The sequence below is a fragment of the Escherichia sp. WS3063 genome (genome assembly GCF_046486595.1).
GTDB classification, from domain to species: Bacteria; Pseudomonadota; Gammaproteobacteria; order Enterobacterales; family Enterobacteriaceae; genus Escherichia; species Escherichia coli.
In genome coordinates, this window is sequence record NZ_JBJQKY010000016.1 from 21,069 (window position 1) to 35,010 (window position 13,942).

Genomic DNA, 13,942 nt, shown 5'->3' on the forward strand with positions numbered 1-13,942 from the left:
TTTATGCGCCTGCGGCAATCAGTAACTGCGCAATCTCTTCAAAGCCTCGTTCCCGCGCCAGTTCCAGCGGTGTTTTGCCATATTTATCCGTCAGATGCGGGCTGGCACCGTGTTCCAGCAATAACTGGACAATCGCCTGCTGTTTAATCCCGCCATCATTAAGCACAATCGCTTCCAGTAGCGGCGTCCAGCCTACATGGTTGGTCTGGTTAACGTTAATCTCCGTATGCGCCAAAAGCTCTTTTACAATACTTAAATGGCCTTTTTCACAGGCAGGCGTCAGGCCGACACCGCCAAAACGGGTTACGCAATTAAGATCGGGTTTAGCCGGTAAAATAATTCGTAGTAGCGTTAAATCATCGTTCAGACAGCTAATTAAAAAAGGATTTAAACAGGTATGATCTTGCTTATTAATATCCGCTCCAGCGTCAATTAATGCCTGAACGCAAGCATATTGCTGATATAAACTTGCCAGCGTAATTGCCGTTTTCCCCTGACGATCGCAGGTATTAATATCGACACCCAGCGCAAGGCAGGTTTTTACTTTATCGATATCACCCTGTTGCGCAGCCAATAAATAGTCGGCAGGTAGATTTTTTATAGTCATTCACATTCCCCTGGTTTTTGTGGCTGTTTTCGATGAATTGAGAATAGCAACGATAATCTGATAAAAGAACCCGCTTAAATTTAATTCGCCGTATTTCGCCTTTTTGTTGAATGATGTTCAACAATCTTTTCGCAGTGTGCGGTAGTGCAATATTTGTTTCTTTGACCCGATACCCTTTCACTCAATCAGGTTTTATTTCTCTATAGTCTGCACATGTAAGAGTAGCTTTCGTCCATGTCTAACCAGAGGGGAACAAGATGAACGGACTCACGGCAACGGGTGTCACCGTCGGTATTTGTGCAGGGCTTTGGCAGTTAGTGTCTTCACATGTCGGGCTCTCTCAGGGATGGGAATTATTAGGAACCATTGGCTTCGTCGCCTTTTGCAGTTTTTATGCCGCAGGCGGCGGTAAATCGGGGTTTATCAGAAGCCTGGCGGTTAATTATTCCGGGATGGTGTGGGCGTTTTTCGCCGCGCTGGCTGCCGGTTGGCTGGCCTCGGTGAGTGGATTGTCCACGTTCTGGGCGAGCGTGATTATGACTGTACCCTTCTCGGCGATGGTGGTCTGGCAAGGGCGTTTCTGGTTACTGTCTTTTATTCCTGGAGGCTTTCTCGGCATGACGCTATTTTTTGCCAGCGGGATGAACTGGACGGTGACATTACTGGGTTTTCTGGCGGGTAACTGCGTGGGGATAATTTCAGAATATGGCGGACAAAAATTAAGCGAAGCGACGACTAAACGCGACGGGTATTAAAAGTTATTCAAAAATGATTATCTATCTTTAACCGATACCTCTACAGTCATGGCTGGAGAAATTCATATTCGATAATGGCGGGAATGGTTTAATGAACTCAATTTTTACCGAAGAGAATCTGTTGGCATTTACTACCGCTGCGCGTTTTGGCAGTTTCAGTAAAGCCGCAGAAGAGTTGGGTTTAACCACTTCCGCCATTAGCTACACCATCAAGCGAATGGAAACAGGGCTGGATGTGGTGCTGTTCACTCGCAGTACCCGAAGCATTGAGTTAACGGAGTCCGGGCGTTATTTTTTCCGCAAAGCTACCGACCTGCTGAATGATTTTCACGCCATCAAACGCAGCATCGATACTATTTCGCAGGGTATAGAAGCACGGGTGCGCATTTGTATTAACCAACTGCTTTATACGCCCAAACACACCGCACGCTTATTACAGGTACTGAAAAAGCAGTTTCCAACCTGCCAGATTACCGTGACGACCGAAGTGTATAACGGCGTCTGGGATGCGATTATTAATAATCAGGCGAATATTGCTATCGGCGCGCCCGACACACTGCTGGACGGCGGCGGCATTGATTACACGGAGATTGGCGCGATTCGCTGGGCTTTTGCTATCGCCCCGGATCACCCGTTAGCCTTTGTGCCGGAACCCATCGCCGAAAGCCAGCTGCGTCTCTATCCTAATATCATGGTGGAAGACACCGCGCATACGATTAATAAAAAAGTGGGCTGGTTGCTGCATGGGCAGGAGTCGATTCTGGTGCCAGATTTCAACACCAAATGTCAGTGCCAGATTTTAGGCGAAGGAATTGGTTTTTTGCCGGATTACATGGTCCGTGAGGCGATGGCGCAATCCCTGCTGGTTACCCGACAAATCCATAATCCGCGCCAGGATTCACGCATGTTACTGGCGACCCAGCACTCTGCCACCGGTCAGGTGACGCAGTGGATTAAAAAACAATTTGCGCCAAATGGCATATTAACGGGGATCTATCAGGATTTACTGCATCGGGAGAATTAATCGCTGCCAACCTCCCGATGCGCTGTGAATAGCGGTTTACATCAACCACCGGCTTTCATTACCCATTCAGAGATAAATTTATTACCCGGTACTGGCGGAGAGTACAAATAGCCCTGCAAAAAGTGAACGCCTTTGCCGATCATTAAATCCGCCTGCTCCTGGGTTTCTACCCCTTCCGCCACGATACTCAGACCAGGCTTACGCGCCAGTTCGACAATATTGTCCACAATATGACCGGATATTTCGTCCACGCTCGCCATTTGCACAAATGACTTATCGATCTTAATAAAATCGACCGGGAACGCCTGCAAGTAACGATAGGTTGCATAACCCGTACCAAAGTCATCCAGCGCAAAGGTAATGTTGTGCTGATGAAGGCTGTCAAATATCGCTCTGGCTTCTGGCGTTACCGGAATAGGGTTACGTTCCGTTAACTCGAGAACCAGTTTGATTTTATCGTTACCTAATTTCTTAACCAGGTTCAGACACTCTTTTTCAAATCCTGCGGCCAAAAAACATCCTGCCGAGACGTTGATGCCAATATGGAAATTATCCGGCAGCAAATGTTTTACTGGCATCAGAATATCCGCAGTCTGTTTCATCAGCTGGCGAGTCATTATGACGATAAGACCAGATGACTCCGCCAGAGGAATAAACTGATCCGGTGGGATAATTCCCGTTTGCGGATGTTCCCAGCGAACAAGCACCTCACAGCCCGTCAGTACCCCAGTCTGCGCGCAGAAAACCGGTTGGATCCACGGTTTAAATTCATGGTTTTCCAACGCCAGACTGATGGCTTCAGGCGTGACGATATGGTGATAGTGATTATCATTAATATATTTGTGACTATTATTACCCGTGGCGGATATGATCTCCGGATTGTACTGAAAGAAAATATCCCGCCAGAAAGTAATATCGCTCTGAATCCCCAGTTTCTCAAAGAGCTGTTTCTTTTGATGTGAAATGGTCTTTGCACTGCGATTTCTGTACTGTGATATTTCTGTTACAGACATTCCCTGCATCAGCAGCTTGAGTAGCAGTCGTTCTTTCTCGGATACGCTACCAGGCAATGACAAATGAACCGTTGTACCGAACTCTTGCAGAAAAACACGAAAATCACATGAATTCATGAACACACCTTTTATCTTTTATCGCTGTTCAGTATGAGTGATTACCTGTGGATTCCTGAGCACACATAAGGGGTAACCATAAACATTAGCGATGCCATACGTATAACATCCCACATCACTATCAAGAAGATTATCTTTACCTCTGATGCTCGCTCAAAAACAGTTACGCTAAATACCTTAAAAAGGTAATCACAAGTCAAACTCAGGAGATAATCACGCAAGAATGCAATATTAAAATTCAGATACTCATTTTTGGTAATAAAGAAGTAGTTGGACTATTTCGATATTTATAATTTCCCACTACGTATTGACGCCCATTCATGAGTAAAGGCGCATTATATGAATTTAACAATCCAGATCAACTGAAAATACCTCAACCTCATAAACACATAGCGTCAACATTCAATGACATAATGAGTAAAGATGTTGGTTATGCATACACGTCATTACTCTATGCCTATCCCTTAACAACCTGCTTTTTAAGACTGAATCCATTCAGCAATAGATAGCCAACATTATAACAATGACAATAAAAACAATATTTAAAACAATCAATAAAATATCAGACACAGACAATTAAACCTTAAACAACAAACGGTTACATTGATTTTAGTTGATTTGCGCTACGCGTTCCCCATGAATAAAGCGTCATTTCAAATTAGCACCAATATTTACATTAAATAAGACTAAGCTTATTGAACATTCACAACAGTCCAAACGTAGGTTTTGGGCTTCAATAGTTCTTTTCTTTTTTATTATCTGTTGCCTGGCAATCATCAATCGATACTAAGGGCTTAACTGTACAGATATAACGTATCAAGAGGTAAGAGAAACCGCGCCATATGCAGACATGGCGCGGTTTTATGCAAAAACAATCACGCGTCCGGGAACATCACGCTATGGCCCGGCGCTTCACGATGGAGATGGATAAAGTTAAGATGCCGCTCGTACTGGTCAAGAATATCGGTGATCACCTGCTCTTTGCTGTAGTCCATCAGGTCGTTGCCCTGGCTGCCTTCTAACAGGAAGGTTTCCAGCCGGTAGTAGGTCGATTTACCGCTACGTGCGCGGTAGGTAAAGCCCGGCACCGAATATTGCTGCGGCCAAATCTGATAGACAAAGTTTTGCTCTTCGCCCATATGCACCAACAAATCCAGATGCCCCAACTGTTGTCCCTCTTCCGGCGGCAGGCTTTTTAGCTCCACGTACGCGCCGCGCAACCGCAACTCCTGCGCCACTTCTTCCATTGCCGGGTAACAGACCGTCTCCATCATCTGTTTAGTGTAACGCGTGCCCGGATAATTCATCAGGCGCGAGAGACGTTTTTTCCAGCTCAGGCGATCCTGAAGCCCCAGCGGTCGCGGTGCGGTATCGCGGTTGGCACTTTCACGGCGGTAATCTTCTACCTTCAGAGATTTATACAACCCCGCCATCACGAAGAAGATCACAAAGCTGAACGGCAGGCCCATAATCACCGTGGTGTTTTGCAGCGCGGATATCCCGTTGGTCATCAGCATGCCGAGCGTCAGCAGGCCAATCGCCACCGACCAGAAGACGCGCAGCCAGCCGGGGGCGTCGCTGTTGATATCTTTAAGCTGCGAGGTGAAATTCCCCAGCACCAGCGCCCCGGAGTCCGCCGAGGTCACATAAAACAGCAGGCCAGTAATGGTGGCGACGGAGGCGCTAAAGGTAAACGCCGGATACTGCGCCAGCAGGCTGTAGAAGCCGCGCTCCGGATGGACCATCGCTTCCTCGGCAAATGCCGCGCCGCCGTGGATGATTTCATACAGCGCGCTATTGCCGAACACCGAGAGCCATAACAGCGTGAAGGTAAACGGAATAATCAACGTGCCCAGCACGAACTGGCGAATGGTACGCCCACGCGAGATACGCGCCAGGAACAAGCCGACAAACGGCGACCATGCCACCCACCATGCCCAGAAGAAGAGCGTCCAGTTATTCATCCACTCAACCGGACGGTCGAAGGCAAAACTGTTGAGCGTCATGCCCATAAAGCGATTCACATAGTCGCCAACATTCAGCACCAGTGCATTAAGCAGGAACGAAGTGTCGCCCATAAACAACACGAAAAGGATCAATCCCAGCGCCAGCGCAACGTTAAGTTCCGATAACACGCGAATGCCCTTATCGACACCGGAGGTGACAGAGATCGTTGCGATGATCACCGACAAGGCGATCAGTGCCGCTTTCGCCGCCATTGAATCGGGAATATCAAACAGTACGCTCAAGCCATAGTTAAGCTGCACCACACCAATACCGAGCGTAGTGGCAATACCGAAGATGGTGCCGATCACCGCTGCAATATCCACTGAGTGACCTATCGGCCCGTTAATCCGTTTACCGAAGATCGGGTACAGCGCTGAGCGGATGGTGAGCGGCAAATTATAACGATAGCTAAAGTATCCGAGCGCCATGCCCATCAGCGCATACATCGACCAGCCGGTTAAGCCGTAGTGAAACAGCGTCCAGACCATCGCCTGACGCGCGGCCTCAATCGTCTGACCCGCGCCTTCCGGCGGCTGCATATACTGCGTTACCGGTTCGGCTACGGAAAAGAACATCAGGTCGATACCGATCCCGGCAGCAAACAGCATCGCCGCCCAACTCAGCAGACTGAATTCCGGTTTTGATTGTTCTGGCCCGAGCTTCACCGAACCAAAACGCGAACAAGCGATACAGACCACAAAGACAATATAGAGCGTTGCCGCCAGCAGATAGTACCAACCGAAGGTTTTAGAAACCCAGTCCAGCGTGCGGTCAATCCACAGGGCCGAGAAGTCGCGAAACAGGATCGTTGTCAGGGAAAACAACAAAATCAGTCCGGCGGAAGTGTAAAACACCACCGGATTGATTTTGTCCTTTTCCCTGCTGTGTGAAAGGTCTGTCATCCAGTATCCCCACTGTTATTGTTACCATTTAAAATCAAATTAGTAACAATTAAGACACATTTTATATTGAACGTCCAATCAATAACCGCTTTAATAGATAAACAACGCTGATGAATGGAGTGGCGAAAATGCCCAAATTGGGGATGCAGTCGATCCGGCGCAGACAACTGATCGACGCCACGCTGGAAGCAATAAATGAAGTGGGCATGCACGATGCAACGATCGCGCAGATCGCCCGCCGTGCAGGCGTTTCTACGGGGATCATCAGCCACTATTTCAGGGACAAAAATGGTCTGCTGGAAGCAACCATGCGCGATATCACCAGTCAGCTGCGTGACGCGGTTTTGAATCGATTACATGCACTTCCGCAGGGCAGTGCAGAGCAGCGATTACAGGCGATTGTTGGCGGAAACTTCGATGAAACGCAGGTGAGCAGTGCGGCGATGAAAGCCTGGCTGGCGTTCTGGGCCAGCAGTATGCATCAGCCGATGCTCTATCGTTTACAGCAGGTCAGCAGCCGTCGCTTGCTGTCGAACCTGGTGAGCGAGTTTCGCCGCGAATTGCCGCGCCACCAGGCACAGGAAGCGGGCTACGGACTTGCCGCGCTGATTGACGGATTATGGCTGCGCGCGGCACTGAGCGACAAACCGCTGGATAAACCTCTCGCACACTCGCTGACCCGTCACTTTATTACTCAGCATTTACCCACCGATTAACCGAGGAGACGTGATGTCCCGAATGGCAGAACAGCAGCTTTATATACATGGTGGTTATACCTCCGCCACCAGCGGTCGCACCTTCGAGACCATTAACCCGGCCAACGGTAACGTGCTGGCGACCGTGCAGGCCGCCGGGCGTGAGGATGTCGATCGCGCCGTGAAGAGTGCCCAACAGGGGCAAAAAATCTGGGCGGCGATGACCGCTATGGAACGCTCGCGTATTCTGCGTCGGGCCGTTGATATTCTACGTGAACGCAATGACGAACTCGCAAAACTGGAAACCCTCGACACCGGAAAAGCATATTCGGAAACCTCAACCGTCGATATCGTTACCGGTGCGGACGTGCTGGAGTACTACGCCGGGCTGATCCCGGCGCTGGAAGGCAGCCAGATCCCGTTGCGTGAGACGTCATTTGTTTATACCCGCCGCGAACCGCTGGGCGTAGTGGCAGGGATTGGCGCATGGAACTACCCGATTCAGATTGCCCTGTGGAAATCCGCCCCCGCGCTGGCGGCAGGCAATGCAATGATTTTCAAACCGAGCGAAGTCACCCCGCTTACCGCGTTAAAGCTGGCCGAAATTTACAGCGAAGCGGGCCTGCCGGACGGCGTATTTAACGTGTTGCCGGGCGTGGGCGCGGAGACCGGGCAGTATCTGACCGAGCATCCGGGCATTGCCAAAGTGTCATTTACCGGCGGTGTCGCCAGCGGCAAAAAAGTGATGGCTAACTCGGCGGCCTCTTCCCTGAAAGAAGTGACCATGGAGCTGGGCGGTAAATCACCGCTGATCGTTTTTGACGATGCGGATCTCGATCTCGCCGCCGATATCGCCATGATGGCGAATTTCTTCAGCTCCGGTCAGGTGTGTACCAACGGCACTCGCGTCTTCGTTCCGACGAAATGCAAAGCCGCATTTGAACAAAAGATTCTGGCGCGCGTTGAGCGCATTCGCGCGGGCGACGTTTTCGATCCGCAAACTAACTTCGGCCCGCTGGTCAGCTTCCCGCATCGCGATAACGTGCTGCGCTATATCGCCAAAGGCAAAGAGGAAGGCGCGCGCGTACTGTGCGGCGGCGATGTACTGAAAGGCGATGGCTTCGATAACGGCGCATGGGTTGCACCGACCGTGTTCACCGATTGCCGCGACGAAATGACCATCGTGCGCGAAGAGATCTTCGGTCCGGTGATGTCGCTTCTCACTTATGAATCTGAGGACGAAGTGATTCGCCGCGCCAATGATACCGACTACGGCCTGGCGGCGGGCATCGTGACGGCGGACCTGAACCGCGCGCATCGCGTCATTCATCAGCTGGAAGCGGGTATTTGCTGGCTCAACACCTGGGGCGAATCCCCTGCTGAGATGCCCGTTGGCGGCTACAAACACTCCGGCATTGGTCGCGAGAACGGCGTGATGACGCTCCAGAGTTACACCCAGGTGAAGTCCATCCAGGTTGAGATGGCTAAATTCCAGTCCATATTCTAACCAGGAGGTTTATTTGCAATTTGACTACATCATTATTGGTGCCGGCTCAGCCGGCAACGTTCTCGCTACCCGTCTGACTGAAGATCCGAACACAACCGTGCTGCTGCTTGAAGCAGGCGGCCCGGACTATCGCTTTGACTTCCGCACCCAGATGCCCGCTGCGCTGGCATTCCCGCTACAGGGTAAACGCTACAACTGGGCCTATGAAACGGAACCGGAACCGTTTATGAACAACCGTCGCATGGAGTGCGGACGCGGTAAGGGGCTTGGCGGGTCATCACTGATCAACGGCATGTGTTACATCCGTGGTAACGCGCTGGATCTCGATAACTGGGCGCAAGAACCCGGTCTGGAGAACTGGAGCTACCTCGACTGTCTGCCCTACTATCGCAAGGCCGAGACTCGCGATGTGGGCGAGAACGATTACCACGGTGGCGATGGCCCGGTGAGCGTCACCACCTCCAAACCCGGCGTCAATCCGCTGTTTGAAGCGATGATTGAAGCGGGCGTGCAGGCGGGCTACCCACGCACGGACGATCTCAACGGCTATCAGCAGGAAGGTTTTGGCCCGATGGATCGCACCGTCACGCCGCATGGCCGTCGCGCCAGCACCGCGCGTGGCTATCTCGCTCAGGCCAAATCGCGCCCTAACCTGACTATTCGTACTCACGCCATGACCGATCACATCATTTTTGACAGCAAACGCGCGGTGGGCGTCGAGTGGCTGGAAGGCGACAGCACCATTCCGACCCGCGCGGCGGCGAATAAAGAAGTGCTGTTATGTGCAGGCGCGATTGCTTCACCGCAGATCCTGCAACGCTCCGGCGTCGGCAACGCTGAACTGCTGGCGGAGTTTGATATTCCGCTGGTGCATGAATTACCTGGCGTCGGCGAAAATCTTCAGGATCACCTGGAGATGTATCTGCAATATGAGTGCAAAGAACCGGTTTCCCTCTACCCTGCCCTGCAGTGGTGGAATCAGCCGAAAATCGGTGCGGAGTGGCTGTTTGGCGGCACCGGCGTTGGTGCCAGCAACCACTTTGAAGCAGGCGGATTTATTCGCAGCCGTGAGGAATTTGCGTGGCCGAATATTCAGTACCATTTCCTGCCAGTGGCGATTAACTATAACGGCTCGAACGCAGTGAAAGAGCACGGCTTCCAGTGCCACGTCGGATCGATGCGCTCGCCAAGCCGTGGGCATGTGCGGATTAAATCCCGCGACCCGCACCAGCATCCAGCGATTCTGTTTAACTACATGTCGCACGAGCAGGACTGGCAGGAGTTCCGCGACGCAATTCGCATCACCCGGGAGATCATGCATCAACCGGCGCTGGATCAGTATCGTGGCCGCGAAATCAGCCCCGGTGTCGAATGCCAGACGGATGAGCAGCTCGATGAGTTTGTGCGTAATCACGCCGAAACCGCCTTCCACCCATGCGGTACGTGCAAAATGGGGTACGACGAGATGTCCGTTGTGGATGGCGAAGGCCGCGTGCACGGGCTGGAAGGATTACGCGTAGTCGATGCGTCAATTATGCCGCAGATTATCACCGGCAATCTGAACGCCACGACGATTATGATTGGCGAGAAAATGGCGGATATGATTCGCGGGAAGGATGCGTTGCCGAGGAGCACGGCGGGATATTATGTGGCAAATGGGATGCCGGTGAGAGCGAAAAAAATGAGTCGTGATGTGAACTGACTCAGGAACCTATCAGATTGAGAGTTACCGTTCTACTATGAGGACCGAATCCTTATATAAAACACTGAGGTAACTCTCATGCTTCATATCCAGTATTCATGATGCTGGCTTTTTGCTGATATTTAACCCGAACATTCCTGATACAGACTATTAATTCATTTATCTGCGGCAGATTTTATTTTCTGGATATATTATGAGTGAACAAATCAAACAGGATATCGATCTGATTGAGATTTTATTTTATCTGAAGAAAAAGGTAGATGAATACCAACAAAACTCTGGGCAGTAATAAACAGCATTCTGATAGAGAGTGCCTGTATAAAGCTGAAGTGACAATGACCGGGAAGGGAACCCGTTTTCAGGAATGGATGCCTGTCTTTTTCAATTTAAATATCCTGGCATTAGTAATGCCAGGATATTTACAGAAGAGCAGCATAACCATGACGGAACGGGGTTAAGTCAGGTTGTCCTAAACGCTATTTTCAACCTCGTATGCCTTCTTCAGGTTTATGTCCAGACTTCATATCTCTCTCAACAATCCTCAATAATCAGATACACCGCTTTCACCGGGCCATGAACTCCGACGACTTTGATAAGCTCAATATCCGCCGTTGAACTGGGGCCGCTAATGATGTTAATGCAGGAAGGCATTCGTTCACCGGCCTGCGCTTTCTGATGCAATTTTTCTGCGAGTTGCGCTACACGCGGCAGGATAGTGCTTTTACGCAGGATAAAAAGAGAAGATTCCGGGAGCAGGCTCAATGAACGCCCGCGCCCGGCGGCGGAAAAAAGAACCACGCCTCCCGATTCGGTTAAACCATATTCAGCATACACTACGCCAACTTTAGCCTGCTCTGCTTGTGATATGTTCTCAATACCTTTCGCCGGATCCCAAACAACGGCATTGCATTCCTGCTGCAAACGTTCGCTAATCCCCAATTCCTCCAGCCTCGTGTCACCGCTAATCACGATCGACTGATCTCCCAGCTCTTTACACAGACGTATTGCAGCTTCTGCCGCCTTCGCCTCGCTGGTCAGTTCACAGCGCGTCAACATAACATCGCTGGCAAACTGGATAAACGCGTCACAGCGCTGCTGTTGGGTAAGTTGGGTAAGCCGCTCGTTAGCATAGTTGTTTAGCGGCGCATCTTCTGCTTGCGGTTCAAGTCGCAGCGGGCGACCCAGTGCCTGAGCAACGTTATTCAAAAATTCGCTCCGATTATCCATTCTTTTTCTCCTGCGCCTGATGTTTCTTAAACCAACTACGGAAACTCTCTCCGTCAGCTTCAGGAAGATCGCGTGCTTCCATCCAGTCGCTAATCGCGCCAAATTTGAGTGGTGTTTTGCCGCCATTGATAAACCAGCTTGCCGCATGAGCACCAGCCATCATCCCAACTTTCCACAATCCTGGATGACTATTGGCATAAGCGAACATTTTTATCGCCCGTTGCTCTGCTTTTGCGGTGATCCCTTTTTCAGCCATCACCCGACGATGACGCAAAATCAGTTTTGACAGCGGAATACGCACCGGACACACGCTGTCACAAGCGGTGCATAAAGAGCAGGCGTAGGGTAAATCTTTAAAATCTTTATAGCCGCCAAGTAGCGGAGAAATCACCGCACCAATTGGCCCTGGATAAATAGAGCCATATCCATGACCGCCAATATGGCGATATGCCGGACAAGTATTCATACAAGCCCCGCAGCGAATACAGCGCAGCACATCCCGAAATTCAGAGGCCAGCACCTCAGAACGCCCGTTATCGACAATAACCAGATGAAACTCTTCAGGACCATCAACGTGCCCCGCTTCGCGCGGTCCTGTCAGCCAGGTGTTGTATCCCGTCAAACGTGCACCAACGGCACTGCGCGCCAGCATGGTGATCAATACATCTACCTCGGCAAACGTGGGGGCAATACGCTCCATTCCCATCACTGCAATATGCGTTTTAGGCAGCGTGGTACACATTCGCGCATTACCTTCATTGGTCACCAGGCATACCGAACCGGTCTCTGCCACCGCGAAATTACAGCCGGTAATACCTATTTCAGCACTGAGGAAATCTTCGCGGATTTTTTGCCGGATGAATAAGGTCATTGCTTCAGGCGTTTCCGACCCCTCATAGCCCAGACGTTCGTGTAGCACCCGACGGATCTGATGGCGATCTTTATGAATTGCCGGGACCACAACATGAGAGGGCGGATCTTGATCCAGCTGGAGAATGTATTCACCCAGATCGGTTTCAATCACCTGAATGCCAGCATCCTGCAACACATGATTGACACCAATCTCTTCGGTCACCATCGATTTAGATTTCACCACCTTCCGGGCATTTTTGCGTTGGGCAACCTGTAAAATGTAGCGGGTAGCGTCTTCTTTGGTTTTTGCAAAATAGACGTGACCGCCGTTTTGCGTCACTTTTTCTGAGAGCTGGTACAGATAAGCGTCGAGATTACTCAGAACATGATCACGTATCTGGGCGGCCCGATCGCGCCATTCCTCCCAGTGCCCCAATTCATCGACCATTTTTTGCCGATTTGCCCCGATACGCTGCTGCGCGTTTGCCACCGCTTTGCGCATGATCGGATCTTCAATTTGCTGACGGATGCGTGTCTTAAAATCTGTATTACTGGTTTTGATCGACATCTTTATATCCTCAGCGACTCATCAGCACTTCAGCAATATGCATCACTTTGACTTTCTGCCCTTCCCGTTGTAATCGTCCACTGATGTTCAGCAGGCAACTCACGTCAGCACCAATTAAATACTCAGGGCGGGCTTCCATCAGGTGCACAACCTTTTCTTTCACCATCTCGCCGGATATTTCGGCCATTTTGACCGAGAACGTGCCGCCAAATCCGCAGCAGGTATCCTGTTCAGCAAAGGTCAACAGCTCCAGTCCACGCACATTTTTCAGCAGCGTAAGTGGTTCGTCCTTCACCCCCAGCTTACGGGCCAGGCTACAAGATGGGTGATACACCGCTCTCCCTTGCAAACTGGCACCTACATCGACTACCCCTAATGTATTAACAATAAAAGAGGTGAGATCCTGCATACGCGCGGCAACCTTTTCGGCACGTGATGCCCATTCAGGTTCATCCGCCAGATACGTCGGGTAACTTTTTACGGCATAGGTGCAAGAGCCAGCCGGTGAAATAATGGGATCGTCGTTATCCTCCAGTGCGGCGATCAGATTTTTCATCCCTGGAATCGCTTCTTTGATATAACCACTATTGATCGCAGGCTGACCGCAGCATCCCTGTTTCTCCGGGAAATTTACGCGACAGCCGAGTTTTTCCAGTAGCAGCACGGAGTCTCGTGCCATTCTTGATTTCAGGGCGTCACCAATACAGGTGACAAAGAAATTGACATTCACAACTAATACTCCATTACTTCATGCCCATTTATGCCCGATGGTTCCCCCCTTCCGGGGGATCAATCATCAATAAATATGGCGTTCTTTTTTAATTGGCTAGCAACATACCACCCCTCATTTGTATGACAAATGATAATCTTTCATCTAAACTTCAAATGCAATAACTAATTTTATTTCTTTCGGCATCGCTCACATTTTATAGGGAAATCGACGATCATTTTTGGCATAAGAAATCC

Annotated in this window: 11 protein-coding genes and 1 pseudogene; 6 read left to right on the plus strand and 6 right to left on the minus strand. The window is 50.4% G+C overall.

Annotated elements, in window-relative coordinates; translation table 11 throughout:
• Position 1: 1 nt before the first annotated feature.
• Positions 2 to 607: an ankyrin repeat domain-containing protein gene (locus ACJHYW_RS15795; protein WP_000153097.1), complete on the minus strand. Its 606-nt coding sequence runs from the start codon at positions 605 to 607 to the stop codon at positions 2 to 4.
• A 257-nt stretch (positions 608 to 864) separates the two neighbouring features.
• Between ACJHYW_RS15795 and ACJHYW_RS15800 the strand changes: the two genes are divergently transcribed.
• Positions 865 to 1,362, plus strand: a complete 498-nt coding sequence (locus tag ACJHYW_RS15800; protein WP_061092854.1) for a DUF1097 domain-containing protein — start codon at positions 865 to 867, stop codon at positions 1,360 to 1,362.
• Between the two features lie 91 nt (positions 1,363 to 1,453).
• Positions 1,454 to 2,386, plus strand: coding sequence for a LysR substrate-binding domain-containing protein (locus ACJHYW_RS15805; protein ID WP_001084388.1), 933 nt, complete (start codon positions 1,454 to 1,456; stop codon positions 2,384 to 2,386).
• A 41-nt stretch (positions 2,387 to 2,427) separates the two neighbouring features.
• On the opposite strand, the gene pdeL is transcribed toward ACJHYW_RS15805, so the two are convergent.
• Positions 2,428 to 3,516, minus strand: a complete 1,089-nt coding sequence (gene pdeL / locus ACJHYW_RS15810; protein WP_001305451.1) for a DNA-binding transcriptional activator/c-di-GMP phosphodiesterase PdeL — start codon at positions 3,514 to 3,516, stop codon at positions 2,428 to 2,430.
• An 875-nt stretch (positions 3,517 to 4,391) separates the two neighbouring features.
• A complete protein-coding gene (gene betT / locus ACJHYW_RS15815) occupies positions 4,392 to 6,425 on the minus strand; it encodes a choline BCCT transporter BetT (RefSeq protein WP_000131024.1) in 2,034 nt (677 codons plus the stop codon).
• A 128-nt stretch (positions 6,426 to 6,553) separates the two neighbouring features.
• On the opposite strand from betT, the gene betI reads away from it, so the two are divergent.
• From betI to ACJHYW_RS15835, 4 genes and pseudogenes are all read left to right on the plus strand, one after another.
• Positions 6,554 to 7,141 carry a transcriptional regulator BetI gene (betI, locus tag ACJHYW_RS15820; RefSeq protein ID WP_001361810.1) on the plus strand — a complete coding sequence of 196 codons (588 nt, stop codon included), beginning with the start codon at positions 6,554 to 6,556 and terminating at the stop codon, positions 7,139 to 7,141.
• Positions 7,142 to 7,154: 13 nt separating this feature from the next.
• Positions 7,155 to 8,627, plus strand: coding sequence for a betaine-aldehyde dehydrogenase (gene betB / locus ACJHYW_RS15825; protein ID WP_000089085.1), 1,473 nt, complete (start codon positions 7,155 to 7,157; stop codon positions 8,625 to 8,627).
• A 13-nt stretch (positions 8,628 to 8,640) separates the two neighbouring features.
• A complete protein-coding gene (gene betA, locus ACJHYW_RS15830) occupies positions 8,641 to 10,329 on the plus strand; it encodes a choline dehydrogenase (protein ID WP_061092853.1) in 1,689 nt (562 codons plus the stop codon).
• 193 nt (positions 10,330 to 10,522) lie between these two features.
• Positions 10,523 to 10,588, plus strand: a pseudogene (locus ACJHYW_RS15835) (hypothetical protein); the annotation flags it as partial.
• 272 nt (positions 10,589 to 10,860) lie between these two features.
• Here the strand turns inward: ACJHYW_RS15835 and ACJHYW_RS15840 are convergent.
• From ACJHYW_RS15840 to ACJHYW_RS15850, 3 genes are read right to left on the minus strand one after another with little or no spacing between them, the layout of a single operon-like run.
• Entirely contained in the window at positions 10,861 to 11,556 is a 696-nt protein-coding gene (locus ACJHYW_RS15840) for a lactate utilization protein C (protein WP_001361808.1), read from the minus strand.
• The gene (locus ACJHYW_RS15845) at positions 11,549 to 12,976 is read right to left on the minus strand and encodes a LutB/LldF family L-lactate oxidation iron-sulfur protein (RefSeq protein ID WP_000023924.1); all 1,428 of its coding nucleotides are present in this window, start codon (positions 12,974 to 12,976) and stop codon (positions 11,549 to 11,551) included. Before ACJHYW_RS15845 ends, ACJHYW_RS15840 begins: the two co-directional genes overlap by 8 nt.
• Before the next feature lie 10 nt (positions 12,977 to 12,986).
• The gene (locus ACJHYW_RS15850; protein ID WP_001102125.1) at positions 12,987 to 13,706 is read right to left on the minus strand and encodes a (Fe-S)-binding protein; all 720 of its coding nucleotides are present in this window, start codon (positions 13,704 to 13,706) and stop codon (positions 12,987 to 12,989) included.
• Between the last annotated feature and the right edge of the window lie 236 nt (positions 13,707 to 13,942).